Source organism: Acinetobacter sp. Ac_5812 (assembly GCF_013072695.1).
GTDB lineage: Bacteria > Pseudomonadota > Gammaproteobacteria > Pseudomonadales > Moraxellaceae > Acinetobacter.
On record NZ_LXUK01000017.1, the window covers coordinates 142319 to 167730 of the forward strand.

The 25412-nt window shown below is 43.6% G+C and carries 24 protein-coding genes; 14 read left to right on the forward strand and 10 right to left on the reverse strand.

The window, feature by feature from the left end; translation table 11 throughout:
* Positions 1 to 41 precede the first annotated feature (41 nt).
* The 9 genes from A7P55_RS13015 (at position 42) to A7P55_RS13055 (ending at position 7218) form a co-directional block, all read left to right on the forward strand.
* Positions 42 to 440 (forward strand): ATP synthase subunit I, encoded by a 399-nt coding sequence (locus A7P55_RS13015; RefSeq protein ID WP_171552417.1) that lies wholly within the window; start codon positions 42 to 44, stop codon positions 438 to 440.
* A gap of 100 nt (positions 441 to 540) precedes the next feature.
* Positions 541 to 1416 carry a F0F1 ATP synthase subunit A gene (atpB, locus tag A7P55_RS13020; RefSeq protein ID WP_004801976.1) on the forward strand — a complete coding sequence of 292 codons (876 nt, stop codon included), beginning with the start codon at positions 541 to 543 and terminating at the stop codon, positions 1414 to 1416.
* An 82-nt stretch (positions 1417 to 1498) separates the two neighbouring features.
* Positions 1499 to 1744: a F0F1 ATP synthase subunit C gene (atpE, locus tag A7P55_RS13025; RefSeq protein WP_000424060.1), complete on the forward strand. Its 246-nt coding sequence runs from the start codon at positions 1499 to 1501 to the stop codon at positions 1742 to 1744.
* 39 nt (positions 1745 to 1783) lie between these two features.
* Complete coding sequence (locus A7P55_RS13030) at positions 1784 to 2254, forward strand: F0F1 ATP synthase subunit B (RefSeq protein WP_004801977.1); 471 nt, start codon at positions 1784 to 1786, stop codon at positions 2252 to 2254.
* Between the two features lie 11 nt (positions 2255 to 2265).
* Positions 2266 to 2802, forward strand: a complete 537-nt coding sequence (locus A7P55_RS13035) for a F0F1 ATP synthase subunit delta (protein WP_171552418.1) — start codon at positions 2266 to 2268, stop codon at positions 2800 to 2802.
* Positions 2803 to 2844: 42 nt separating this feature from the next.
* The gene (gene atpA, locus A7P55_RS13040) at positions 2845 to 4389 is read left to right on the forward strand and encodes a F0F1 ATP synthase subunit alpha (RefSeq protein ID WP_004801981.1); all 1545 of its coding nucleotides are present in this window, start codon (positions 2845 to 2847) and stop codon (positions 4387 to 4389) included.
* A gap of 89 nt (positions 4390 to 4478) precedes the next feature.
* Positions 4479 to 5348 (forward strand): F0F1 ATP synthase subunit gamma, encoded by an 870-nt coding sequence (gene atpG / locus A7P55_RS13045; RefSeq protein WP_004801983.1) that lies wholly within the window; start codon positions 4479 to 4481, stop codon positions 5346 to 5348.
* A gap of 27 nt (positions 5349 to 5375) precedes the next feature.
* Entirely contained in the window at positions 5376 to 6770 is a 1395-nt protein-coding gene (gene atpD / locus A7P55_RS13050) for a F0F1 ATP synthase subunit beta (RefSeq protein WP_004801985.1), read from the forward strand.
* Between the two features lie 28 nt (positions 6771 to 6798).
* On the forward strand, positions 6799 to 7218 hold the full coding sequence (locus tag A7P55_RS13055) for a F0F1 ATP synthase subunit epsilon (RefSeq protein ID WP_004801986.1): 420 nt from the start codon (positions 6799 to 6801) through the stop codon (positions 7216 to 7218).
* A 94-nt stretch (positions 7219 to 7312) separates the two neighbouring features.
* Here the strand turns inward: A7P55_RS13055 and A7P55_RS13060 are convergent, their stop codons facing one another.
* From A7P55_RS13060 to A7P55_RS13080, 5 genes are all read right to left on the reverse strand, one after another.
* Positions 7313 to 7909 (reverse strand): hypothetical protein, encoded by a 597-nt coding sequence (locus A7P55_RS13060; protein ID WP_171552419.1) that lies wholly within the window; start codon positions 7907 to 7909, stop codon positions 7313 to 7315.
* Between the two features lie 173 nt (positions 7910 to 8082).
* On the reverse strand, positions 8083 to 8628 hold the full coding sequence (locus tag A7P55_RS13065) for a glutathione peroxidase (protein ID WP_171552420.1): 546 nt from the start codon (positions 8626 to 8628) through the stop codon (positions 8083 to 8085).
* A 118-nt stretch (positions 8629 to 8746) separates the two neighbouring features.
* Positions 8747 to 9520: a helix-turn-helix transcriptional regulator gene (locus A7P55_RS13070; RefSeq protein ID WP_004801994.1), complete on the reverse strand. Its 774-nt coding sequence runs from the start codon at positions 9518 to 9520 to the stop codon at positions 8747 to 8749.
* A 14-nt stretch (positions 9521 to 9534) separates the two neighbouring features.
* Positions 9535 to 10749 carry an MFS transporter gene (locus tag A7P55_RS13075; RefSeq protein ID WP_171552421.1) on the reverse strand — a complete coding sequence of 405 codons (1215 nt, stop codon included), beginning with the start codon at positions 10747 to 10749 and terminating at the stop codon, positions 9535 to 9537.
* A 276-nt stretch (positions 10750 to 11025) separates the two neighbouring features.
* Positions 11026 to 12249 (reverse strand): MFS transporter, encoded by a 1224-nt coding sequence (locus A7P55_RS13080; RefSeq protein WP_171552422.1) that lies wholly within the window; start codon positions 12247 to 12249, stop codon positions 11026 to 11028.
* A 146-nt stretch (positions 12250 to 12395) separates the two neighbouring features.
* On the opposite strand from A7P55_RS13080, the gene A7P55_RS13085 reads away from it, so the two are divergent.
* Complete coding sequence (locus A7P55_RS13085) at positions 12396 to 13040, forward strand: TetR/AcrR family transcriptional regulator (protein ID WP_171552438.1); 645 nt, start codon at positions 12396 to 12398, stop codon at positions 13038 to 13040.
* Positions 13041 to 13143: 103 nt separating this feature from the next.
* A complete protein-coding gene (locus A7P55_RS13090; protein WP_171552439.1) occupies positions 13144 to 14064 on the forward strand; it encodes a DMT family transporter in 921 nt (306 codons plus the stop codon).
* Positions 14065 to 14458: 394 nt separating this feature from the next.
* Here the strand turns inward: A7P55_RS13090 and A7P55_RS13095 are convergent, their stop codons facing one another.
* The 3 genes from A7P55_RS13095 to A7P55_RS13105 are packed head-to-tail and all read right to left on the reverse strand — an operon-like array spanning position 14459 to position 17360.
* Positions 14459 to 15028 (reverse strand): Sua5/YciO/YrdC/YwlC family protein, encoded by a 570-nt coding sequence (locus tag A7P55_RS13095; RefSeq protein WP_171552423.1) that lies wholly within the window; start codon positions 15026 to 15028, stop codon positions 14459 to 14461.
* 36 nt (positions 15029 to 15064) lie between these two features.
* Positions 15065 to 16198: a DNA-processing protein DprA gene (gene dprA, locus A7P55_RS13100; RefSeq protein ID WP_171552424.1), complete on the reverse strand. Its 1134-nt coding sequence runs from the start codon at positions 16196 to 16198 to the stop codon at positions 15065 to 15067.
* 10 nt (positions 16199 to 16208) lie between these two features.
* Positions 16209 to 17360, reverse strand: coding sequence for a LysM peptidoglycan-binding domain-containing protein (locus tag A7P55_RS13105; RefSeq protein WP_004802007.1), 1152 nt, complete (start codon positions 17358 to 17360; stop codon positions 16209 to 16211).
* A 122-nt stretch (positions 17361 to 17482) separates the two neighbouring features.
* On the opposite strand from A7P55_RS13105, the gene def reads away from it, so the two are divergent.
* The 3 genes from def to A7P55_RS13120 all read left to right on the forward strand — a co-directional run bounded on the left by def (position 17483) and on the right by A7P55_RS13120 (position 20656).
* The gene (def, locus tag A7P55_RS13110) at positions 17483 to 18013 is read left to right on the forward strand and encodes a peptide deformylase (protein WP_005319693.1); all 531 of its coding nucleotides are present in this window, start codon (positions 17483 to 17485) and stop codon (positions 18011 to 18013) included.
* Positions 18014 to 18032: 19 nt separating this feature from the next.
* Positions 18033 to 18470, forward strand: coding sequence for a DUF2946 family protein (locus A7P55_RS13115; RefSeq protein ID WP_171552425.1), 438 nt, complete (start codon positions 18033 to 18035; stop codon positions 18468 to 18470).
* Positions 18471 to 18544: 74 nt separating this feature from the next.
* Entirely contained in the window at positions 18545 to 20656 is a 2112-nt protein-coding gene (locus A7P55_RS13120; RefSeq protein ID WP_171552426.1) for a TonB-dependent copper receptor, read from the forward strand.
* Positions 20657 to 20701: 45 nt separating this feature from the next.
* On the opposite strand, the gene A7P55_RS13125 is transcribed toward A7P55_RS13120, so the two are convergent.
* Positions 20702 to 21463: a hypothetical protein gene (locus A7P55_RS13125; RefSeq protein WP_171552427.1), complete on the reverse strand. Its 762-nt coding sequence runs from the start codon at positions 21461 to 21463 to the stop codon at positions 20702 to 20704.
* A gap of 314 nt (positions 21464 to 21777) precedes the next feature.
* A complete protein-coding gene (locus A7P55_RS13130; protein ID WP_171552428.1) occupies positions 21778 to 25272 on the reverse strand; it encodes a PAS domain-containing hybrid sensor histidine kinase/response regulator in 3495 nt (1164 codons plus the stop codon).
* Between the last annotated feature and the right edge of the window lie 140 nt (positions 25273 to 25412).

The following is a 25412-nucleotide window of genomic DNA, read 5'->3' on the forward strand; positions in this document are numbered from 1 at the left end:
ATTAAAACTTGTCAAGCAGTTCTGCTGTAAGTGGGTAAAAAATGAGCCAAACTAGTCGCATGATTGACCGACGATTAGCAAAAGCTTTGGTCTTCTTACAAGCATGTATGATTCCTGTTGCCGCTTTACTGGCATGGGCAATGAAAGATACAACTGCTGCTTTGAGTGCTGCGCTTGGGGCTTTGGTATGTTGGTTGGCACATTGTTATTTTGCTTGGCAGTCGTTTAGAACGGCAGGCGCAAGAGCATCAAAACAAGTCATGCTGAATATGTACCGAGGAATGCTCGGTAAGTTTGCGATTGTGATCGTGGGTTTTATATTAATTTTGAGCAATGTTAAACCGCTGTCACCGGTTGCATTGTTTTGTGGATTTATTCTCGTACAAGCGATGTCGTGGGTCGCGCCATTTTTGGTGGCACGTCTACAAAAACGAGGGTAAAACACATTTTGAGATTTTTGGAAGTAGAGGCGGGATCTTTGCCATCCGCTTGATTCGTTTCTACTTCTTTTTAATGATTGACATTGACCAGGTGTGATTTATGGCTGCTGAAGAACATGCCCTGACTTCGACCGAGTATATCAAGCATCACTTGACCAATATGACCTATGGCAAAATGCCTGATGGTACATGGAAATTGGCTGAGACTGCTGAAGAAGCTCATTCGATGGGGTTCACTGCAATTCACTTGGATTCAATGGGTTGGTCTATCGGACTTGGTGTGATTTTCTGTTTGTTGTTTTGGACAGTTGCGAGAGCTGCGAATGCAGGTGTTCCAACTAAATTCCAATCAGCGATTGAAATGATTATCGAGTTTGTAGACTCAAGTGTTCGTGATACTTTCCACGGCAAATCACGTTTAATTGCACCCTTGGCATTAACCATTTTCGTGTGGATTTTCCTCATGAACGCAATGGACTTAATCCCTGTTGACTGGATCCCGTATACAGCTCAATTGATTGGTGCAAACGTATTTGGTATGGACCCTCACCACGTTTACTTCAAAGTTGTTCCATCTACTGACCCGAACATTACCCTTGGTATGTCGTTGTCTGTATTTGTTTTAATTTTGTTCTATAGTATTCGTGAAAAAGGGATCGGCGGTTTCGTCGGTGAATTGGCACTTAACCCATTCAACCCAAGTAACAAATTTGCAAAAGCGTTATTGATTCCAGTGAACTTAATTTTGGAATTAGTAACTTTCCTTGCTCGTCCAGTTTCGTTAGCTCTACGACTGTTCGGTAACATGTATGCGGGTGAGTTGATCTTCATCTTGATCGCATTATTGCCGTTCTGGATCCAGTGGGCGTTATCTGTGCCTTGGGCTATTTTCCACATTCTTGTAATCACGTTGCAAGCATTTATCTTTATGATGCTGACCATCGTTTACTTGAGCATGGCAAGCGAAAAGCATTAATGGTATTGCCTAACTATCACCTGATCGTTGGGCTTAAATTTTAGTTTAATTTGGTAATAACCTAACCTCTGAGGAATTTTTCATGGAACTCACTTTAGGTCTAGTTGCAATTGCATCTGCTATCTTGATCGCTTTCGGTGCTTTAGGTACTGCGATTGGTTTTGGTCTTTTAGGCGGTCGCTTCTTAGAAGCTGTTGCTCGTCAACCAGAATTGGCTCCACAACTTCAAACTCGTATGTTCTTAATTGCGGGTCTTCTTGATGCTGTGCCTATGATCGGTGTTGGTATTGGCTTGTTCTTCATCTTCGCTAATCCATTTGTAGGTTAATAGCTTAATTCCTAAATCCACATATTGAGGAATAGCGAAATGAATATCAACCTCACATTGATTGGCCAAGCAATTGCATTTGCGATCTTTGTCGCATTCTGCATGAAGTTTGTTTGGCCTCCACTAATCAATGCGATTAGTGAGCGTCAGCGTAAAATCGCTGATGGCTTAAACGCTGCTGAAAAAGCAAAAGCTGACCTTGCTGATGCGCAAGCACAAGTTAAGGCAGAATTAGATGCAGCGAAAGCACAAGCGGCTCAATTGATCGAACAAGCGAACCGTCGTTCAGCACAATTGATCGAAGAAGCGCGTACCCAAGCATCTGCTGAAGGTGAGCGTATTCGTCAACAGGCGAAAGAAACTGTTGATCAAGACATCAATTCTGCTCGCGAAGAATTACGTCAACAAGTTGCTGCTTTGGCAGTTGCTGGTGCAGAAAAAATTCTGAACCAACAAGTTGACGCAGAAGCTCATAATGCCATGCTGAATCAGCTGGCTGCTAAACTTTAAGCGAGGCGAATATGGCTGAACTCTTGACGTTAGCACGCCCGTACGGCAAAGCAGCATTTGCTTATGCATCTGAGCAGAATGCAACTGACGCTTGGTCAAATGCGTTACAACTGCTCAGTGCTGCGGTGCAAGATGAAGCATTTTCCGCTTATTTAAATCGCCCTGAGCTGACTCCTGCGGAACAAGTAGGTCTTTTTGCCAAGGTTTTAGGTGAAGATCAAACTCAATCAGTGTCTAACTTTTTGACATTGCTTGCAGATAATGATCGTTTAGTTTTATTGCCTGAAATCGCAACAGAATACGAACTACTTAAATCGCAGAACAACAACACATTGGAAGTAGAAATTGAATCTGCTTTTCCAATCGATGCGACACAAGAGCATATTTTAGCTCATGCGCTTGAAAAACGTTTTAACAGAACAGTTCATGTCACTGTTAACGTTAATCCAGCGTTGATCGCAGGTGTTGTGATTCGTGCAGGCGACCAAGTGATAGATGACTCTGCGCTTAACAAGCTTGAAAAAATGCGGACTCGTCTTCTTGCGTAATAGCAAAAAGACTGAACTTAAAAAAGATTGAGGAATAGCGCAATGCAACAACTGAATCCATCCGAGATCAGTGCGCTCATTAAACAGCGTATCGGCGATCTGGACACCAGCGCGACCGCGAAGAATGAAGGTACCATCGTCATGGTATCTGACGGTATCGTGCGCATTCACGGTCTTGCAGATGCAATGTACGGTGAAATGATCGAATTCGACGGCGGCTTATTTGGTATGGCACTGAACCTAGAACAGGATTCAGTGGGTGCCGTTGTTTTAGGTAACTACCTAAGCCTGCAAGAAGGTCAAAAAGCTCGTTGCACAGGTCGTGTATTAGAAGTTCCGGTTGGTCCTGAACTTCTTGGCCGTGTCGTAGACGCTTTGGGTAACCCAATTGATGGTAAAGGCCCAATTGATGCAAAATTAACTGATGCTGTTGAAAAAGTAGCACCAGGTGTAATTTGGCGTCAGTCTGTCGACGAACCTGTTCAAACTGGTTATAAATCAGTTGATACCATGATCCCTGTAGGTCGTGGTCAGCGTGAGTTGATTATTGGTGACCGTCAAACTGGTAAAACAGCAATGGCGATCGATGCGATCATCGCTCAGAAAAACTCTGGCATTAAATGTGTATACGTTGCGATTGGTCAAAAACAATCAACAATTGCAAACGTGGTACGTAAGCTAGAAGAAACTGGTGCTATGGCGTATACAACTGTTGTCGCAGCTGCGGCCGCTGATCCTGCAGCAATGCAGTATTTAGCTCCGTACTCTGGCTGTACAATGGGCGAATACTTCCGTGATCGTGGTGAAGACGCGTTAATTATTTATGATGATTTGTCTAAGCAAGCTGTTGCTTACCGTCAAATTTCATTACTTTTACGTCGTCCACCAGGTCGTGAAGCGTATCCAGGTGACGTATTCTATCTTCACTCGCGTCTTCTTGAACGTGCTTCGCGCGTTTCAGCTGATTATGTTGAGAAATTCACGAACGGTGCAGTAACTGGTCAAACTGGTTCTTTAACTGCGTTACCGATCATTGAAACTCAAGCTGGTGACGTATCTGCATTCGTACCAACCAACGTAATTTCGATTACTGACGGTCAGATCTTCTTAGAAACATCATTATTCAACGCAGGTATTCGTCCTGCTGTGAACGCGGGTATCTCTGTATCGCGTGTTGGTGGTTCTGCTCAAACGAAGATCATCAAAAAATTGTCTGGTGGTATCCGTACTGCTTTAGCACAATACCGTGAATTGGCTGCGTTTGCTCAGTTCGCTTCTGATCTTGATGAAGCAACTCGTAAGCAACTTGAGCATGGTCAACGTGTAACTGAGTTAATGAAGCAAAAACAATATGCTCCTTACTCAATTGCTGACCAAGCTGTTTCTGTTTATGCATCTAACGAAGGCTATATGGCTGACGTAGAAGTGAAGAAAATCGTAGACTTTGATGCTGCGTTAATTTCTTACTTCCGTTCTGAACAAGCTGCGTTAATGCAACAGATCGATGAAACTGGTGATTATAACAAAGACATCGAAGCAGCAATCAAATCAGGTATTGAAAGCTTCAAAGCGACTCAAACTTACTAATTTTAGCAATAGCTAAAACTTTAGTTAAGTTTGGTTCACGGATCAACCTTCGGAAGCTCGCAAGAGCTTTCGAATACTAGGTTAAGCGTATGGCAAATTTAAAAGAAATTCGCGCCAAAGTAGCTAGTATCAAGAGCACGCAAAAGATTACTCGCGCGATGCAAATGGTAGCTGCTTCTAAAATGCGTCGTGCGCAAGAGCGCATGGCTCAGGGCCGTCCGTATGCCGATAATATGCGCCGTGTAATTGCTCACTTAGTCCAAGCAAACCCTGAATACAAGCACCGTTATATGGTTGAGCGCCCTGTTAAGCGCGTTGGCTATATTGTGGTGTCTTCAGATCGTGGTTTGGCGGGTGGCTTAAACATTAACTTGTTTAAGAAAGTTGTGCAGCATGTCAAAGCACAACAAGAGCAGTCAATTGAAGTTGAATTTGCTTTGATTGGTCAAAAAGCGGTTTCATTTTTTAAGAGCTACGGCGGTAAAGTGCTCGGTGTGACCACTCAGTTGGGTGATACACCAAGTTTGGAACAGTTAACGGGCTCAGTGCAAATTATGCTTGATGCATTTGATAAGGGCGAATTAGATCGTATCTACCTCGTATCAAATGGCTTCATCAATGCAATGACACAACAGCCTAAAGTAGAACAACTCGTTCCTTTAGCACCAGCAGAAGAGAGTGATGACCTTAACCGTACTTATGGTTGGGATTACCTCTATGAACCAGAAGCAGAAGAATTGTTAAATGGTTTGTTGGTCCGCTATATCGAGTCTATGGTTTATCAAGGTGTGATTGAAAACATCGCCTGTGAGCAATCTGCACGTATGGTCGCTATGAAAGCAGCGACTGACAATGCGGGCGATCTCATCAAGAGCCTACAACTCATTTATAACAAGCTGCGTCAAGCCGCGATTACTCAGGAAATTTCCGAGATCGTTGGTGGTGCCGCTGCCGTTTAACATTATTTTTGAATTGAGGAGACAGCAATGAGTAGCGGTCGTATCATTCAGATCATCGGCGCGGTTATCGACGTCGAGTTTGAACGTAATAGCGTTCCTAAGATCTATGAAGCTCTCCAAGTTGATGGTACTGAAACGACTTTGGAAGTTCAGCAACAGCTTGGTGATGGTGTCGTTCGTACCATCGCAATGGGTTCTACTGAAGGCCTTAAACGCGGTCTTAACGTGACTAGCACTGGCGCACCGATTTCTGTTCCAGTTGGCCCAGCTACGCTTGGTCGTATTATGGACGTTTTGGGTCGCCCGATTGATGAAGCGGGTCCTGTAGCGACTGAAGAGCGTTTGCCGATTCACCGTCAAGCACCTTCTTATGCTGAACAAGCAGCTTCGACTGATCTTTTAGAAACTGGTATCAAAGTCATCGACTTACTTTGCCCGTTCGCGAAAGGTGGTAAAGTTGGTTTATTCGGTGGTGCGGGTGTTGGTAAAACCGTTAACATGATGGAGTTGATCAACAACATCGCGAAAGCACACTCAGGTTTATCTGTGTTTGCTGGTGTTGGTGAGCGTACTCGTGAAGGTAACGACTTCTATCACGAAATGAAAGATTCTAACGTTCTTGACAAAGTAGCAATGGTCTACGGTCAGATGAATGAGCCACCAGGTAACCGTTTACGCGTAGCGTTAACTGGTTTGACCATGGCTGAATATTTCCGTGATCAAAAAGACGAAAATGGTAAAGGTCGTGACGTATTATTATTCGTCGACAACATCTACCGTTATACACTTGCGGGTACTGAAGTATCAGCATTGTTAGGTCGTATGCCATCTGCAGTAGGTTACCAACCGACACTTGCAGAAGAAATGGGTGTTCTTCAAGAGCGTATTACGTCTACTAAGTCTGGTTCGATCACTTCGATCCAAGCAGTATACGTACCTGCCGATGACTTAACAGATCCATCGCCTGCGACAACATTTGCTCACTTAGATGCAACAGTTGTATTGAGCCGTGACATCGCATCTTCTGGTATTTATCCAGCGATCGATCCACTTGACTCAACTTCACGTCAGTTAGATCCATTGGTTGTTGGTGCTGAGCATTATGAAATTGCACGTTCTGTACAGAACGTATTGCAACGTTATAAAGAGCTTAAAGACATCATCGCAATCTTGGGTATGGACGAGTTAGCTGAAGAAGACAAATTGGTTGTTTACCGTGCGCGTAAAATCCAACGTTTCTTCTCTCAACCGTTCCACGTAGCTGAAGTATTTACTGGTGCGCCTGGTAAATTAGTACCACTTAAAGAAACGATTCGTGGCTTTAAAGGTCTATTAGCTGGTGAATACGACCACATCCCAGAACAAGCGTTCTATATGGTTGGTGGTATTGACGAAGTGATTGCTAAAGCCGAGAAACTTTAATTAGCAACTCTAATTTAAGGAGATTCTCATGGCGACTATGCAGTGTGATGTCGTAAGTGTTAAAGAGTCAATTTACTCTGGACAAGTTACGATGTTAATCGCAAAAGGTGCGGGCGGTGAACTTGGTATTTTACCAGGGCATGCACCACTCGTAACTTTACTCCAACCGGGTCCGATTCGTGTTCAGTTGGAAAATGGTACAGAAGAAATCGTTTATGTATCTGGCGGTGTGTTAGAAGTTCAACCTCATGTTGTTACCGTACTTGCAGATACTGCAGTTCGTGCTGACAATTTAGATGAAGCTGCAATTTTGGATGCTCGTAAACAAGCTGAAGCATTGCTAGCAAATCAAAAGAGTGACTTGGACTCTGCTGCTGCACTCGCATCTCTATCTGAGATTGCAGGTCAGCTCGAAACGATTCGTAAGATGAAAAACCGCGCATTGTAATTTGCAGGTTTGACATAAAAAAGCCACCGTAAGGTGGCTTTTTTATGTCTCATCTATTTTGAAACCTCAATTTGAAGTTAAACAGTCGATGCTTTTAAGTATTTGACTCGTCTTTATTTCCCAACACTAAGGTTGCTAGTTTCACCATATCCATTTGAATCGTATTAAATTGTTTTTCTATCTTGGCAAAATCAATTTTTGAAAGATCGGTTTGACCATGTAATAGCGGCATATTCAGCAGCTGTTGATTTGCACTCAATAAGCTTTGGCGAATTTGATCTACTTCCGTACTTTTTAAATTAAGTGCCAGTAAGGCATCATGTAAACCATTCAATTCTTGGCTTAAAGCACCTGTTGTCTGTTGCAGGCTCTGCACATTTTTATCTTGAATCGCTTGTTCAAGGTTGCTTTGTGATTGCTTAAGCAGCGTGACGTAGTCATCAGTCTCGATTTGCAACTTGGCAATATCACGGGCGATGTTCAACATATTGCCACGACTTAAGGATTGGGTATCCTGAGTGACTGATGTTGTACTTTCTTCATTTTCAGAAGCTGTGTCTGCCTGTTCAAACGTAGTTGTTTGCTCAGCTTGTTCATTCTCTTGAGGGGTTTGGTCACAACCAGTGAGCGTTAATGCCGCAGCAAGTGTAGATACAGAGAGAATGGCTTTGAGAGATAGATTTTCCATCATGGCTGAACGACACCAGATTATAAGAGATGGTCACTATAATAAGAAAGTGTGGAGAAAGAAGTGATTTTTGCAATTCAGCAACAGTTTGATAAATGCAGGGTGACGAAGGGCTTTCTAGGTTTGGAATAGAAAAGAGCAGATCAAATGCTCTTTTCTATAGATGTTTCTCAAGTTTACTTCGCTAATTCAGCTTCAATCGCGCTGACAATACGCTCGTCATCCGCAGTAATATCTGGTGCAAAACGCGCAACAATTTCACCATTCTTATTCACTAAGAACTTTTCAAAATTCCATAACACTTCTGGTGGGTTGTTTGGCGTTAAACCATAATCGACCAAGTCTTTCCACCATGGACCTTCGCCTTGACGCTCTGGAATCGCTTGGGTCAGGGTTTGATATAAGGCATGTTTATCCTCACCCGCAACAGAGATTTTTGCGAACAGCGGGAAGTGCACATCATAGTTCAGTGAGCAGAACTGCTGAATTTCATCATTTGATCCCGGCTCTTGTTCTAAGAAGTTATTCGCAGGAAAACCAAGAATTTCTAAACCTTGATCTTTTTTGGCTTGATACAGTTTTTCCAAACCTTCATATTGTGGTGTTAAACCACATTTTGATGCTACGTTAACGATCAACAGGACTTTGCCTTGATATTGATCGAGATCGACGTCTTGACCTTTGATGTCCTTAACAGGAATGTGATAAACCGATTGGCTCATGGAATACGTCCTAATTTGTTGTTGTGACAATACCCGTTTGTTTTAACTGCTATTGCCGCAGAGTGCAATGCTCTTGATATGAATCCATACAAATAATCAGAAAAACCAAGCCTTTATTTCAGAGAGAAGCATTTTTAAGTTGAATCGGTGTTTGCCCTGTATAGCGCTTAAAGAACTCAATAAAGCTGGAGCTGTGATGATAGCCCAAAGCAAAGGACAACTGTTTAATGGTCATCCCTTGGCGGATTTGGTTGATGGCAAAAATAATCTTGGCACGATTACGCCATTCTGACAGCGACAGTTGTAACTCTTGTTGACTCAAACGTAGAACATGCCGCTCGCTCACGGTAAAGTTCTGTAATACCTGCTGTAAACTGCTATTAAATAACTCAGGATCAGACAGCTTCTCTAAGATTGGTGATAAAATGGGATGGCTACTTTGGGGTAAATAATGTGAGTAAGCAGGTGCTTGTTTGAGCTGATCGAACAGCACTTGTAGCAGGTGTTCGAGATATTCAGGGGGAGCAGCTTGTTTTTGTTGCTCTAAAATTTGCAGTACCAATGCCCGAAAGAAAGGTTCGATACTAAAACAACGACAAGTATTCCCTAAAAAATCGCCAAACTTCGGATGTAGGCGGATACAAATATAATGAATTTCATGCTCAACAGGGAGTGATTGGTGTTCGGTTCGTGAGGGTAACCATAATCCATAACTCGGTGGTGATAGGTAGTATTGACCTTCAATATCAAATTCTAAAGTCCCATTCAAACTGAAATTGAAATCACCCCAAAGTGAAGAATGAGGTGTGACAATATCGTCTTTTTGATATAGAAATTCATGCACTTCTATACCGTGTAAAAAAGGAAATTGTTCAGCAACATCATGCTTCATTTGAGGGGCTCATTTTAGTTTTCGTAGGTCACTTTAGGATTGTTTAGGCCTTTGGCTAAAGTAAAAATACTAATCAAAGCTAAGGCAACAAAACTAATTACACCATAAATTAAGATATTTTCGTTGAAATGATCAACCACATAACCACCGAGCAGTGAACCTGTCGCAATCATGACTTGGAACATGCCGACGAACAGAGGCATCCCTTTTTCCACGGCATGAGGAGCATGCACAAACATCCAGATATTGGCTGAGGTCGGGAAAGCACCGAAAGCAAAACCCCATAAGGCTGTCAGTACAATGGCACCAAACTCATGAATGGCAAAGATTGGGAAGCCAAAGAACACGATTGCAAAACAGATTCCGACAAAGGCAAGGGTATAGCGTACATTTAAATTGCCGCTATAGCCTGCAAAGGCATTACCAAAAATACCTGCAATACCATAAAGTAGAAGCAATGAGCTAATGGTGGTCCCATTAAAACCAGCAATATTTTTAAAGAAGGGTGCCAAGTAACTATAGGCACAGAAGTGCGCAAGACCAATCAGTAATACGATTATCATGCCGCTACGTGCTTTGGGGGTGCGCAATAATGCAGGTAGGTCGCGTAAATGAATGGCAGACTCAGGTTTCAGTTTTGGTAAGAACATCACTTGTAGAACCAAAACCAGTAGTCCAATCACCGCAGTAATCCCGAATGCACTTCGCCAACCATAGAATTCACTGAGCCATGTTCCGATTGGAACACCGAGGACAGTTGCAAAAGTAACACCTGCCATCACAATTGCAGTGGCTTTGGCGATGGGTAAATGTGGGGGTGCAAGCTTACCACTGAGCGCGATTGCGGTTGCCCAGAAGCCACCAATTGAAATTCCGAGCACTAGACGACTGAGCAATAACACATTGAAGTTATCGGCAAATGCCGTAATGGTGTTGGCAATCACCATAATTGCAGTCAATAAGATCAATACATAGCGACGATCAAGTTGTTTGACCCAAATAGGTAATAGTGGTGCAGCAATTGCTGCCATAACCCCAGGCAAGGTAATGATTAAACCTGCAGTCCCGACGGAAATATCTAAGTCCGCCGCAACACTATTCAGTACGCCTACCGGCAAGAATTCGCTGGTCACCAATGCAAAAGCACCAATGGCAACAGCTAAAATTGCATACCAACTACCTTGTGTGGTTTCGATGGGTCGTGCATCTGAGGAAGAGGATTGTTCCATGTGAATTTCCTTATTTGTCATTAAGATGACAAAAGGGTTAAGAATAAATTAAGTTTTTATAACGATCGCTATAAAATAAAATAGTAGATAAATGCAAGGTCGTCAATTAATTTAATAGTGATCGTTATAAAAATATTTGTAAGGCTTATGAGAAATTTGCATAGCTGGGACAATTGATACTGGAACGGGACATTATTAATGCGGTCGCCTTAACTTATCGTTGTAGAGCGGCGACCATTGATTATTGCTCAAAGACGAGTTTCTTCTCGGCTTGTATCATTGTTTTTGATAATGGATTTTAGGATTGTTGAGACCGCGTGCCAGTGTAAAGATCAACACCAGAGAACAGAGGACCAATGGCAGCATGGCGAAAAATAAGACCGTACCATTAAAATAATCCACGATAATGCCACCAAACATACTGCCCAGCGCAATCAAAATTAAAAAGGTCAATGTCACCATTGGCATGCCTTTTTCAACGGCTTCAGGTGCGTGGGTAAACATCCAGATGTTGACTGCGGTTGGGATAATGCCATAAGCGAAGCCCCATAAAGCAGTTAATATGATTGCAGAGACGACATGTGCTCCAGACAGCGGTAAGCAGAGAAAGGCAAAGAAGAAGGTGATAGCACTGACTGCAAAGGTATAACGGATATTCTTCTGACCCAGATAGCCTGCAAAAATATTGCCAAAAATCCCTGCAATCCCATAGACCAGTAGTAAACGGCTAATCAGACCATCAGAGAAGTCTAGCTGGTGTTTAAAAAAGGCAGAAAAATAACTATAAGCTGCAAAATGTGCAAAGCCCATAAAAATAAAGATGATCAGCCCTTTACGCGCAGCAGGATGTTGCAACAGGATTGGAAGTTCTTTCCAACGCAATGAAGAGGCGGGTTTGAGTTGAGGCAGATACAGATACTGGAAGATAAAAAGGAATACACCCATCAGTGAAATTGCAGTGAAAGAGGTCTGCCAACCATTATACTGAGCCAACCACGTGCCCATCGGCACCCCCAATACACTGGCCAAGGTCACTCCGAAGGCCACCCAAGCAGTTGCTTTGGCAATAGGTAAATGAGGTGGTGCAAGGCGACCGCTTAAGGCGACGGCAGTGGCCCAGAATCCGCCAACGGCAACGCCCAGAATGATACGTCCGACTAAAAGCAGGATAAAGTTAGGCGCAAATGCGGTGAGAAGATTGGCAACAATCATTAACAGGGTAAGCATCAGTAACAGAGTGCGTCGATCTAGTGTCTTCGCCGAAATTGGTATCAGCACTGCCGCAAACATACCGACGATTGCGGTTAATGAAACGGTTAGACCTGCTGTTCCAACCGAGACTTGAAAGTCCCGTGCGATGTCATTGAGTACACCAATCGCAAGAAACTCACCTGTGACCAAGGCAAAAGCGCTGAATGTAACAGAGAGCAATGCGAGCCAGTTCCCTTGCGAGGGGTTTGACTCCAGTGAGCTGAGGTCAGTTGCAGATGGGTTTTCCATAAAAATTCCCTTTATTGTTAGTGAGATAACAATAAAATTGAAAAGTAGTAATTTTTTATAACGATCGATATAAAATAAAATAGTTGATTAATGTTGCTGCGTCAATTAATTTGATAGTGATCGTTATGAAAATACCTGTGACTGTTATGACAAATGCACCTGATCCTCTGCCAACACCCTGTGATGACAGCTTGAAAAAAAAGCGTGGCCGTCCAAAGTGTTTTGACGAGCAGCAGGCTTTGGAAAAAGCCATGTTGCTATTTTGGGAGCATGGTTATGAAGCCACGTCGATCAGTGATTTAACGCAAGCGCTAGAGCTGACTGCACCGAGCTTATATAGTAGCTTTGGTGATAAAGCTGGGCTGTTTTATAAATGCATCGATTATTATTTGGCACATGAAGCGTGTCCGATTGTTCCTATTTTTTTAGAAGCCAAAACCGCCAAAGTTGCATTTGAGCTTTATCTATATGACAACGTTAAGCGTTTGGCTCAACCGAATAAACCAGCAGGTTGTATGTTGGTGGTTGCAACCATGAACTGCTCGGACAATGCACAGGCGGTGCAACACAATATTCTGGAAAAACGCTTGCAGACCAAGCAAAAACTGTTTGAGCGTTTAGAGCAGGGCGTTGCCAACGGTGATTTGTCAGCAACAGCGCCTTTACAGGAAATGACCGACTTCTATGCAACAGTTGTGCAAGGACTAACCATTCAAGCACGAGATGGGGCGACTGTTGCACAACTTCATAAGGTGGTTGAACACGCGATGCGCGGGTGGGAGCTGTTTTAAGCCACGATGTCGTGACAGCGATATAAATGTCTGAAATACGATATTTCAATTATTTTGGACATCTTCCACAATACTCTCATTGCTGAGATATGGTGAGAAAATGATGGGTCAGTTGAGTAAATACCAGAAATGGGCCTTCGTATTGCCCTTGATTGCGGTTTTGATTTGGTCGTTGAATATTGCGGTGACACGCTATGTGGCGGACTATATTTCACCCGTCAGTATCAGTTTTTACCGCTGGTTAGTCGCCTTTCTGATTTTAACGCCGTTTATGTTACCGAAAGTATGGAAACAGCGTAGTTTAATTGTGCCTTACCTTCCTAAATTGGCCGTACTTAGTGCTTTTGGTATGGTGTTGTATCAAGGTCTTTCTTATACCGCGGCGCACTATACCACGGCGACCAATATGGGCATTGTGAATGCCTTTGTCCCGATCTTTACCATCTTTATCTCTTATTTCATTTTAAAAGATGCACCGAATCGTTTTGCCATTTTTGGTAGTCTCTTATCTTTTGCTGGCTTGATCTATGTAATGAGCCAAGGTCACCTGTCAAACTTATTTGATCAAGGCGGGCACTGGGGCGATGCAGTCATGGTATTGGCTGTAGGTTTCTATGCGTTTTATGGCGTGTTCTTGAAAAAATGGCAGCTACAGCTTCCTTTATTAAGCAGCTTGTATGTACAAATTGGTTTTGCATTGCTGTATCACGTCCCATTTTTGCTCTGGTTTGGCCTAGATGGGATTAATGCACAGAATGCTGCGAGTGTTCTGTATGCGGGCATGTTCCCTTCATTAATTGCCCCGTTATTATGGATGGTCGCAGTACAAGCCATTGGCCCAAATCGTACCAGTATTTTCATGAATTTAATGCCAGTATTTACTGCGATTATTGCCAGTTTCTGGTTGTCAGAGCACTGGACGATTTATCATAGCATTGGCGGTCTGATGATCCTGCTGGGGATCATTATGGCGCAGAAGAAAACGGTGAAAGCGCCTGCACAATTGGCAGAACCTGCAGCATAAATGTGAAATAAAGCGGTGCGTTTGCTCAAAATAACAACAAACGCACCAAAAATATTTTTTGATGACTGTGCTTTCTATATGATTTGCAAATATATTTTTAAGATTTACTAAATTTATGATCAAAAAAAAGCTGAATAAAAATATAAATATAATTTTATTGAAAATGATGAAGTGACAAAATTGGTACGCTTTTCACACTTTTTGTTAGATAAATAATATATTTGTATAAATGAGACGATTCCCTCATAATAGCAACCACAGCAAGATGATTCATTTTTAGAATGAATAAGTTGCTCACCAAATTTACGAACCCTCTGGATGTGATTATACACATCCTTTTTATGCTCAGTTATCCCTATATAACTGAGCTTTTTTTTGTCCGCTATTCACCTAATTAGGCGCGAACAACTTCACCTGTCTGTGCATTCAAAATGCGACTTGGTTCTCGGCTCAACCCTAAATCACCTTCGAGATAATGTAATGAAGTTTTGAAGTAATGCTGTGCTTCTTCTAAGCTTTGTGCGGGTGAGAGACCTGCTGGGTTGGCGCTGGTAGAGACAATAAAGCCGCCAAATTTCTGGCATAGCTGCATACACAGCGGATGTGTCGTGACACGAACTGCGACCAAAGGATGTTGGCCTTTGATCCATGTTGGAATACTTTGATCAGCAGGGAGTAGCCACGTTGTGGCACGTTCTGTCTCAAGACAATTCGACCAACTGGCGATCACTTGCTGACGCAGGTCAGCACTCAAGCCTTGCAGTAAATGTTCAACTTGGTCTAAATGCCCAGCCAATAAGATCACGCCTTTTTCAACGGGACGATGTTTGAGTTCTAAAATGTTCTGAAACGCTTGCTCATTGAAGGGATCACAACCCAATCCCCAAACTGCTTCTGTCGGATAAGCCAGAACTTGTCCTTGTTTTAAAAGTTGAGCTGCTTCAGAAATAGAGGAAGTAATCATGGGATGTATGTGAAAACAGGAGAGAGTATGACTAGTTTAATGCATTGGACGACAACGTAAATAGCGTCCTGCTTGTTGCATGCATAAACCGAGTAATTCTAATTCCATTAATTGGGCGGTCAGCTCTGCAATTGTGATTGGATGACGTAGCGCCAATTGATCCAAATCTTGTCCAATCCAGTCCAGACTCTGATACAACGCAATCAAATGTGTGGGCAGGCTTGGCGGAGGAGCAGTACTGGCTTCATTAGTTGGGTGTTGTTGGGCTTGCCATTGCGTCGGTAGCGCTAAATCTTCGATGACCTGTTCGGGATGATCGACTAGAATCGCACCTTCGCGAATCAGTTGATGACAGCCTTGATGGTGTTCACTATAAATATGCCCAGGAATCGCAAATACCATTTTACCTTGGGTTGCTGCCTCATTTGCGGTGATTAATGAACCACTTTTGAGTGCCGCTTCTACCACTAAGACACCGAGGCTAAGACCACTGACAATACGATTGCGCCGTGGAAAATGTTGTTGTAAGGGCATCGTGGTCGGTAGAAACTCAGTTACGATGGCTCCAGACTCGGTAATTTGTTGTGCCAGTTGTTTGTGCTGAGCAGGGTAGACGCTATCGAGGCCTGTACCCGTCACTGCAATGGTCCGTTGATGTGCCAATCCACCTTGATGTGCGGCCTGATCAATCCCATGTGCGAGTCCGCTGCTGATATAAAAGCCTTTTTCACTTAGATAATAGGCAAAATCATAAGCGACTTGGCGTCCATGTGGACTCGGTTTACGGCTGCCCACCATGGCAATCTGTGGTTGTAATAAGGCCTGTGCCTGACCTTGTCCAAATAAAATGGGAGGACGATCTGCATAAGGTAAGAGCTGAGTGGGATAACCCAGATCTTCAGGCGTTAAAATAAAATCGCTATATTTGCAAACCAGATCAAGTAGTTGTTGGAATTGTTGTTGACCCTGAGGGCTTTGAAATTCGGTTAAACGTTTTAAGTGGTTGGCGTGTAAGCCCAGTTGTGACCATTCTGAGAAACGATGCGGTTGTGTTGCTTGTTCACAACCACCAAAGTGCTGCTGAATTTTGCTGAAACTCGACAGCGAATGCTGAACCAAGTACCACACCAACACAGTGTGATAGTGATGAGGTGATAATTGATTCAACATAGGCGTTTACTTAGTCATCTAAACGAGGTGGCTTAATATCCGAGCCAAGCTTGATCGGTAGCTCGCTTTCAAGGATATAGGCGTAGCTGATACGATCAAAACTCTTAAAGATCATGGCGCTACCTAGGTATTGTCCAGGGAGTTTCACTTTCTCTTTGGTCTTTGGATCTCTGACCACTTCACCATCTTGATAGACACTGAATACTTGACCAATTTCAACACCATCAGCGGTACCACGATCAACGGTGACCACGCCATTTTTGGCTGCTGTGCCAATTGAACCCATCACACGAATGATTTTGCCGCCGTCTTTTACCTGATTGGCATCAATTGGGTAGAATAAAGTCGGTAGCATGGCATCCTGTTCAGCCATCACCCGATCGCCACGACGAACTTCACCGTTATAACTATCGGTAAGCTCAACCGTGGTGATGTCATTTTCATTGCGAATGGCAACAGCCGAAGCCACTTGCGTCAGTTCAACCCCAAGATTCTGTTTCTTGCCATTTTGGTCCAATACAATGTACGGCTCACCTTCACGGAATACGCCATAACGTTGACCGTTTTCAAGGCCTTTACCACGCACATAAACACTTTGGCCTTTACCCGCAAGTACGCGGTTGTCTGCTGTGCCCAAGATATAAGGGGTATTGGCAATCGCGTCTGCTGGCAGAACCGAAGTACGCTCTAACCATTGTTGAATATGAGCCAAAGGAATGACAGGAACACTATTATTCAAGGCCTCAACGCGGACTTGAGGACGTAAATTTGAGGTATTGCCGGTATAGCGACGAATAATCCCATCACAACCATCACCTTCATCTTTACCAATCAATGGTTTACCATTCAAGCTACACAGCAGTAAGCGATCGCCTGGATAAATCCAGTGCGGGTTTTTCACATGTTTATTGCTTGCCCATATTTCTGGCCAGCGCCAAGGCTTACTTAAAAATTTCCCTGAGATATCCCAAAGCGTATCACCTTTTTTCACCACATAAACATGTGGCGCACCGACTTTCACTGAAGGTGGACTGACATTTGGGCTGGCTGCGTGGGCGAAATTAATGCTCATGCCTAATCCCGCACAAATTGCAGCGGCAATCAGTTGTTTTTTTAACCCCAAGGCATGAAATGAGTGTATGCCGTTTAAAACCTTTTTCATTATCATAATTCCTAAAAATTATGTGTGTAGTTGCGTTATAATAACGACTTTACACACAATTTTTTGATCAAGTATTCCCTTTAGTTGGTTTTTTGATCAATGGCATAAGTGAGGACGACTGTATGGCCTTATTACCTATTCTAAGTTTTCCTGATCCCCGCCTTCGTACCATTGCCAAACCAGTCGAAGAAGTCACTGATGATATTCGTCAGCTTGCAGCAGATATGTTTGAAACCATGTACGAGGCACCGGGTATAGGTTTAGCGGCAACTCAGGTTGATCATCATATTCAGCTTATTGTTATGGACATCTCTGAAGAGAAAAACCAACCGATGGTGTTCATTAACCCCAAAGTCATTCCACTGACCGAAGATACTCAGCCTTATGAAGAAGGCTGTCTCTCTGTGCCTCAAATATACGACAAAGTTGAGCGTCCGTCACGCGTAAAAATCGAGGCAATTAACCTTGAAGGTCAAGCATTTGTGTTAGAAGCTGACGAACTTCTCGCTGTTTGTATCCAACATGAAATGGATCACTTAAATGGCAAACTTTTTGTCGATTATTTATCGCCATTAAAGCGTCAACGTGCACGTGAGAAAGTGGAAAAAGTGGTTCGCCAACGTGAAAAAGAAAAAGTCACTGTCAAACGTTAAGCGCTAGACATTATTTAAGATGTTTTCTTTGTTTCGTTGTGGCTTGCTGCTGGCTTTAACCGCGGTCTGTTTACAGATTGCGGTTTTCTTGCAGCCGCTACTTCCGAAGCAATATCAAATCGCGCCTGTCTGTGAAACCATTACTCAGGCGTTGTTATTACCGAAGTTACAGGCTTCGCATAGCCATTCGGTCCATGCATCTCAGCATCACGAGCATCAGCTTGAACATGTTCAAGTGTCGATGCCACAACATGATCATCACGATCCTAACCACCAATGTCAGTATTGTACGGTCTATGCCAATCTGGTATTGCCGCCTGAATTGGGGGTGAAAGAGGTTCTGGTCCGTATCCAAATCCGTTTAGTTGCGTATCAACAAGCCTTTAAGCATGTTTATTTTGCACTGCAACGGTTGTTCTTGTTGCCTCAAGGGCGGGCTCCGCCACTCTTTGCATAAATTAAAACTTTCTTTTCGTTAGGGTTTTTTGGAACTCTGACTCTGTTTTATCTATGTTTTAAGAGAGACCGATGATGGCTCAACCTAAATTTTTATTACAACCGCTGACGGTTGCGATCTTGGCTGCTTCAAATACCGCAATGGCGTGGGCAGAACCTGTTCAGCATGAGCAGGCACATGTCTCAATGGCACCGATTGTGGTCACGGCACAACAACCGAATGAGCGCAATGGTTTGGTGGTGCAAGCTGATCCGAAGAAACCGATTCAACCCATCCCTGCGACAGATGGTGCCGACTATCTACAAAGTATTATGGGGTTTAACTCAATACAAAGCGGTGGCACCAATGGAGATGTGACCTTTCGTGGTATGTTTGGTTCCCGCATCAAGATTTTAACCGATGGTACCGAGAACCTTGGTGCATGTCCTGCGCGTATGGATGCACCGACCTCTTATATTTCTCCTGAAAGCTATGATCGAATCTCAGTGATTAAAGGGCCACAAACGGTTCAATATGCCAATACTGGTTCAGCAGCAACAGTGATTTTTGAACGTGAACCTGAAAAGCTCACTAAAGAAAAAACCTATCGTGGACAGGCGAGTGTATTGTGGGGTTCATTTGGGCGCTTAGACCAGAATGTTGAAGCGGCGATTGGTGATGAGAAAAAATATATCCGTTTAAATGCCAATCGATCTGAATCGAATAGTTATCAAGATGGCGATGGCAACACCATACCGTCTTCATGGGAACGCTGGAATGCCGATGTTGCATTGGGCTGGACCCCAGATGAAAACACTTGGTTGGAGTTGACAGGTGGTAAAGCAGATGGTGAGGCTGAATATGCTGGGCGTGGAATGGATGGGGCACAATTCGCCCGTGAAAGTTTAGGTCTACGTTTTGAGAAAAAAAATGTCACTGATGTAATCAAGAAAATTGAAGCTCAGGTGAACTACAGCTATAACGACCATATTATGGATAACTATAGTTTGCGTACACCGCCATTGGTTGAAATGAGCCATGGCGGCATGACCATGCTGATGCCAAACCCGATGGCGATGCAAGTGACGCGCCGTACCTTGAACTCACGTTTGGCGATGACGTCTGAATGGAATCAATGGAGCTTAATCACTGGGGTCGATTCTCAGTTTAATAAACATGGTGGCAGTATGTTCTCGCCGACCATGACATCGATGAATGTACCTTTCCGTCAGGATATGCGCTTCCAGTCTTATGGTGCTTTTGGTGAGTTGACTTATCAATTGAACCCGCAGAATAAAATCGTGACAGGTGCTCGCGTGGACCAAGTCACTGTTGATGATGAGCGTGCTGATTCTAAAGCTAAAGGTTTCAATACCCAGCTTGAAAAAAACTTACCCAGTGCGTTTGTTCGTTTGGAAAATCAAAATACCGAGCATGGCGTGAACAGTTATGTGGGCTTGGGTTATGTTGAACGTATGCCAGATTATTGGGAATTATTCAGCCCTGAACATGGTAATGCAGGTTCGAGCAATACCTTTAATGGGGTACGTCCAGAGAAAACCTTACAGTTAGATCTGGGTTTTACTCAGCAGCAGGGGGCATTTAACTCATGGGTGTCGGCATACGCAGGGCTGATTGATGACTATATTCTGATGAATTATCACGATCATAGCCATATGCATGCAAGTGGACATGGCGGGCATGGCAGCGGTGGCATTACTGCTGGCGCGAAGAATGTGGATGCAACCATTGCGGGTGCTGAGGCAGGTATTGGTTATCAGTTTACCGATCGCATTCAAGCAGATGTAAGTGCCATGTATGCGTGGGGTAAAAATACCACGGACAATACGCCATTACCACAAATTGCACCCTTAGAAGGACGTGTGAATCTACGCTATGTTGCTGATAAATATACGCTCGGTATGTTATGGCGTGTGGTGGATCAGCAAAATCGTGTCAGCTTGCATCAAGGGAATATCGTGGGCTATGACTTGAAACCAAGTGCTGGTTTCTCAACGGTTTCATTGAATGGTAGTTATAGCCTCAATAAAGATATCGATCTTTCAGTGGGGGTGGATAACGTCTTGGATAAGACCTATACCGAACACCTCAATAAAGCAGGCAGTTCTGGTTTTGGTTTTGCCAGTGAAGAGCAATTCAATAATACCGGTCGAAATTACTGGATGCGTATGAGCATGAAGTTCTAAGCAACAAAAAACAAGGTGGCTCAGCCACCTTGTTTCATTTTAGCGTCAAGCCAAGCAATCTTGTTTTGGCATTAAGCTATCGCAATACAATGGGTTTAAAGCACATTGTAAATCATCAATCTGCTCTTGAGTCACATAGCCTTTGGCTTTGAGATATTCAGCAACACGGTCATCACGTAAACTTAAAAAGGCGGCATCATATACGCCTAAATCAACAAATAAAGCCGCGGTTTCCAAGCTGTTAAAGTGATCCAAGAACACATCATTTTCATACATCAAGAAAATATGCGTCAAATTGGCGTTGGTATCGACTTTTAAGCGTTGTGCTAATTGTTCGGGACGTGTTTTGATAAACAGTAAATCCGAAAGTTCATCGAACTGGGTTTTATCCAGTTGGTTTTCACCACCTTTGGCATGTCCTAACCATGCTTTAAACACCAAGACAGCACCACCACGTAACAGCATACTCCAGATTTGATGGCGTGTTTCATGATCAAGATGGGATGATTCTGCTTCAAGTGCTTCTAAGAAAGAATCTTCTTGCTCTGCCAGTTTTTCAAATAAGCCAAGACCTTGTGGGTGATAAGCTGCAGGTGCAAATACATCAAAATTGAGTTGATTAAATACATTGAGTGCCAGTGGAACAGCAGCTTGGTAAAGCGTATTCAGTGCGCGTAAATGTGTTTCATCCAGTTTGCTGTGCACAAAGATGGTTTGCCAGTCCAGTTCAGGTAACAGGGCATTCGCACTGTATTGGCGATAAAACTGTTGTGAGCTATGGTCAGTTGAAGGGTGACTGTTATTCATGATCAATGTCCTTTTTGACAATTTGTAATGAGAAACCCAACAAGCCGAGGTCTAGGTTTCGTTGACTTGATCAATTTATGCGGTATCGAGAAAACAAGTAGAATACGACTAAAGTTGTAGATGTAATTTTAAGGGTAAAATTAAATAATAAAAACAAGCACTTGTTAAATTGTAAGTAAGTGTACAAACGTTCACTAATGTAAGTGAACGTTTTTGCCATAGTCAATAATGATTTGAGCACTTTGGTCAATTCATCATCGAACAAAGTGCATTTTTTTGATCATTTTGGCCTATGTTGCAAAATATTTTGCTAGTTATTGCATGGGCATGATTTTTAAACCAGAAAGCCACGCACGTAAACCCGCAGGTTTGAGTGGCTTTCTCAACAACACAATATTCTGCTGTTTTAAGTATTGTGGGAGTTCTGGGTCCGAATCTGCGGTAATTAGCGCTACTGGAATATGGGCCAGTCGATGTTGCTCAATGAAGTCTAGACCGCGTTGATCATGGTTCAAATGCTGGTCGATCAGCCAGACCTGAATATCTTCCTGTTCAATCAGTCTTAGTGCTTGCTCAGGTTCTGTTGCCGTGAAAATCTGATAGCCCCATTTGCTCAGTAAAGTCCGCATGCCTTCTAAAATGGTTTCGTCATTGTCCAAGCACAACACTTTATAGGCGGTATGTTGCAGTGCTGGAACATGCGGTATTGCCATTTGAGTTTTTGGTGCTTCAGCGAGTGGTACTTCAATCATGAAACAAGAGCCTTTACCTAGTTCAGAATAGACATGCACAGGAAAATCAAGCAGGCTGGTCATACGTTGTACAATGGCAAGTCCGAGACCTAAACCTTGTTCACCCCAAGGCGAAGTATGGCCACAGCGTTCAAATTCTTGGAACAGTTTCAGGCGTTGTTGTTCATGAATACCAGGTCCCGTGTCCCAAACTCCGATACGAATATGCTTCGGACGTTGTGCAGAACGTAACACGCCGACCACCACACGACCTTGAGCGGTATAACGTAATGCATTGCTGACAAAATTCTGAATAATACGTCGCATCCATTGCGGATCGGTATCGACCCAAAATTTAGTGTCGTGAACAGACAGTTGAATATTGCGTTGAGCAGCAATGGATTTGAACTGTAATTCCAGATCATTTAATAAATCATGCAGTGCATAAGCTTGGCGTTTTGGCTGAATCGTTCCACCTTCCAAACGGGCAATATCTAGGAGTGCAGAGAGCATACTTTCTGCGCCATAGAGTGCGCGATCCAGTTGTTGCAAGGTCTGTTGGTCTTCCGTTGAATGCACACTTTGTTCTAAAGCGGTACTAAATAAACGGGCAGCATGCATGGGTTGTAATAAGTCATGACTGGCTGCGGCAAGGAAGCGGCTTTTCGATTGATTGGCTTTATCGGCTTGTTCCAGTGCCAGTTGTTGCTCGGTCAATGCATTGGCAAGCTGTTGAGTTCGATCACTGACACGTTCTTCCAACACTGCTTCATTTTCACGGAAGGCCGTAATGTCAGCGAAAGTGGTCACGAAACCACCACCCTCAATTGGGTTACCACGCATCTGAATGACTAGACCATCTTTACGAATCCGCTCGAACTCATGGGCGCTACCGACTTTCATCCAGTGCAGTCGTTTACGTACATGTTCCTCGACAGGACCAGGACCGCATTCACCACGTTCTGCGTTATAGCGAATCAAATCAGAAATTGGACAGCCAACGTAGACTAAGTCTTTAGGATAATCAAATAACTTCAGGTATTGATTATTCCATGCCACCAGACACATGTTTTTATCTACCACACTCACACCTTGGGTCATATGGTCGATCATGGTCATGAGCAAGTTTTGGTTGAAACGTTGCCATTGTGAGGCTTGGTCAAGAATATTGGCGACTTGGCCTAAAGCTAGACCATTGTTAATCATGGCGGTGGTTAATAAGGTACGGGCAGACGCTGCACCAATAATCCCAGCCAGATATTGTTCAGTGAAACGCCACCACATGCCATTGGCGACATGGTTTTCATTTAAAACCACATGGTTTTGTTCACAAAACTGTTGGAAGGCTTGAAGGGTTGGCTTATCACCGGTGACCCGTTTAGCCAAGGCCAATAAGTCCCCAACCTTGAGACGTGCTGCATTCAGGTGTAGATCTGTTAGATCGGTATTGGATTGAGCCGATGGCAGGGGTTTACTTTCATAATAGAAAAAGCTTTCTGCCTGAATTTGTTCTGCCACACTTGGACGATACAGGCGCGACACCCAAATATACAGCACCACGTTGAGCCCCAGTGACCACAATACGCCGTGAGTGAGAGGTGCAAAGGATTCAAATCCAAGTAACGCTTCAGGACGTAGGCCATTAATATCGAAAGGCCCAAACAATAATAGATGTTGTGCAAACTCTTGATAATGATCTGGTAGGCTGCGCAATACTGTTGGGAACAGTAGCGTGTAGCTCCACATGGCAAAGCCCATAAGTAAGCCAACATAGACCCCTTGACGACTTGCACCACGCCAATACAGCCCCCCAATTAGGGCAGGGGAGAATTGGGCCACCGCACTAAAGGCCAATAAACCAAAAACCGAAAGCTGATTGATGTCATTAAAGAAATGAAAGAATAAAAAGCCCAGTAGCATCACGCTGACGATACTGATGCGGCGGGTCAATTTAAGTACACGCGGCAAATGTTGATCATGGCGAGAAATGATTTTAAAGCGCCACAGGGCAGGCATGATCAGGTCATTACTGAGCATAATTGATAATGCCACAGAGGCCACCAAAAGCATTCCTGTCGAAGCCGAAAAGCCGCCTAAAAAGGCCAATAAAGCCAACCATTCTTGTTGATAGCTTAAAGGCAGAGCCAAGACCGCAATATCTGGTGTACCCAATGATTCAGGTAAAGAGTGTAAAGCCCAACTGGCAATCGGAATGATCGCAATAACCGTAAGAATCAAATAAGCAGCGAACCAGCGTCGTGCGCCACGAATATGCTTTTCATCCCGTAATTCAACCACCGCCACATGAAATTGGCGCGGTAAGCAAATCATGGCTAAGCCTGCCAATAAGGTCTGAACCCAAAAGGTTTCAGGAACACCCAGTTGTTGCAAGTCATGGAAATGCTGATGGACGTCGCTACTGACCTGTTTAATATTGTCAGGTGATTGTAATAAGAAAAAAGCAGCGACACAGAGCAAAGCAAATAGTTTAACAAAGGATTCAAATGCGACGGCCAACATTAAACCGCCGTGCTGTTCGGTATGGGCAATATGACGGGTACCAAAAATCATGGCTAAAATCGCCAGTACCGCAGTCAGCACTAACACACTATTGGTGGTGGTATGGATATGCGCATTTTGCTCAAGAATGACGGATGCACTCAGGGCAATGGCACGCAGTTGCAAAGCCAAATAAGGCACGATTGCAATCACGGCAAGGATGGTCACCAGTGCGGCCAAGCTCCCACTTTTACCATAACGGGCTGCGACAAAATCGGCAATCGAAGAAATCGCATGATGTTGACGAATCCGACCTAAGCGTTTCCAGATGTCATAACCAAACCAGATGAATAGCAAGGGACCCAGATAAATCGGTAGAAAAATAACCCCCTGACGTACCGCAGCACCCGTCGCGCCGTAAAAGGTCCATGATGAGCAATAGACCCCTAAAGTCAGACTGAACAGTAGCATACGGCCGCGGGTACTTAATCGACTCGCATGCTTTTCACCAAAAAAAGCACAGCCGAATAACAGCACAATATACAGGGCAAGGACACCAAGAATAAGCCAACTGTTCATATTGCTCACGTGATCAAATTCCATTTTTTATCATACCCGAAGTGCGGGTATCGCAAGGAGTAGAGATTTGCATTTAGAGACCAAAGTCTAAGTTACGAGTCAAGCATAATCTTGTTAATTTGAATAATGAAAAATCCCAT

What these genes read in the sequence shown, in the direction of transcription:
- A7P55_RS13090 (WP_171552439.1), top strand. Translation starts at nt 13,144, where the DNA reads ATGGGTCAGTTGAGTAAATACCAGAAATGGGCCTTCGTATTGCCCTTG.
- atpG (WP_004801983.1), top strand. Translation starts at nt 4,479, where the DNA reads ATGGCAAATTTAAAAGAAATTCGCGCCAAAGTAGCTAGTATCAAGAGC.
- A7P55_RS13060 (WP_171552419.1), bottom strand. Translation starts at nt 7,909, where the DNA reads ATGATGGAAAATCTATCTCTCAAAGCCATTCTCTCTGTATCTACACTT.
- A7P55_RS13015 (WP_171552417.1), top strand. Translation starts at nt 42, where the DNA reads ATGAGCCAAACTAGTCGCATGATTGACCGACGATTAGCAAAAGCTTTG.
- A7P55_RS13120 (WP_171552426.1), top strand. Translation starts at nt 18,545, where the DNA reads ATGGCTCAACCTAAATTTTTATTACAACCGCTGACGGTTGCGATCTTG.
- dprA (WP_171552424.1), bottom strand. Translation starts at nt 16,198, where the DNA reads ATGTTGAATCAATTATCACCTCATCACTATCACACTGTGTTGGTGTGG.
- atpD (WP_004801985.1), top strand. Translation starts at nt 5,376, where the DNA reads ATGAGTAGCGGTCGTATCATTCAGATCATCGGCGCGGTTATCGACGTC.
- atpE (WP_000424060.1), top strand. Translation starts at nt 1,499, where the DNA reads ATGGAACTCACTTTAGGTCTAGTTGCAATTGCATCTGCTATCTTGATC.
- atpB (WP_004801976.1), top strand. Translation starts at nt 541, where the DNA reads ATGGCTGCTGAAGAACATGCCCTGACTTCGACCGAGTATATCAAGCAT.
- A7P55_RS13075 (WP_171552421.1), bottom strand. Translation starts at nt 10,749, where the DNA reads ATGGAACAATCCTCTTCCTCAGATGCACGACCCATCGAAACCACACAA.
- A7P55_RS13105 (WP_004802007.1), bottom strand. Translation starts at nt 17,360, where the DNA reads ATGAAAAAGGTTTTAAACGGCATACACTCATTTCATGCCTTGGGGTTA.
- A7P55_RS13130 (WP_171552428.1), bottom strand. Translation starts at nt 25,272, where the DNA reads ATGAACAGTTGGCTTATTCTTGGTGTCCTTGCCCTGTATATTGTGCTG.
- A7P55_RS13065 (WP_171552420.1), bottom strand. Translation starts at nt 8,628, where the DNA reads ATGAGCCAATCGGTTTATCACATTCCTGTTAAGGACATCAAAGGTCAA.
- def (WP_005319693.1), top strand. Translation starts at nt 17,483, where the DNA reads ATGGCCTTATTACCTATTCTAAGTTTTCCTGATCCCCGCCTTCGTACC.
- A7P55_RS13125 (WP_171552427.1), bottom strand. Translation starts at nt 21,463, where the DNA reads ATGAATAACAGTCACCCTTCAACTGACCATAGCTCACAACAGTTTTAT.
- A7P55_RS13115 (WP_171552425.1), top strand. Translation starts at nt 18,033, where the DNA reads ATGTTTTCTTTGTTTCGTTGTGGCTTGCTGCTGGCTTTAACCGCGGTC.
- A7P55_RS13070 (WP_004801994.1), bottom strand. Translation starts at nt 9,520, where the DNA reads ATGAAGCATGATGTTGCTGAACAATTTCCTTTTTTACACGGTATAGAA.
- A7P55_RS13095 (WP_171552423.1), bottom strand. Translation starts at nt 15,028, where the DNA reads ATGATTACTTCCTCTATTTCTGAAGCAGCTCAACTTTTAAAACAAGGA.
- atpA (WP_004801981.1), top strand. Translation starts at nt 2,845, where the DNA reads ATGCAACAACTGAATCCATCCGAGATCAGTGCGCTCATTAAACAGCGT.
- A7P55_RS13085 (WP_171552438.1), top strand. Translation starts at nt 12,396, where the DNA reads ATGACAAATGCACCTGATCCTCTGCCAACACCCTGTGATGACAGCTTG.
- A7P55_RS13055 (WP_004801986.1), top strand. Translation starts at nt 6,799, where the DNA reads ATGGCGACTATGCAGTGTGATGTCGTAAGTGTTAAAGAGTCAATTTAC.
- A7P55_RS13080 (WP_171552422.1), bottom strand. Translation starts at nt 12,249, where the DNA reads ATGGAAAACCCATCTGCAACTGACCTCAGCTCACTGGAGTCAAACCCC.
- A7P55_RS13030 (WP_004801977.1), top strand. Translation starts at nt 1,784, where the DNA reads ATGAATATCAACCTCACATTGATTGGCCAAGCAATTGCATTTGCGATC.
- A7P55_RS13035 (WP_171552418.1), top strand. Translation starts at nt 2,266, where the DNA reads ATGGCTGAACTCTTGACGTTAGCACGCCCGTACGGCAAAGCAGCATTT.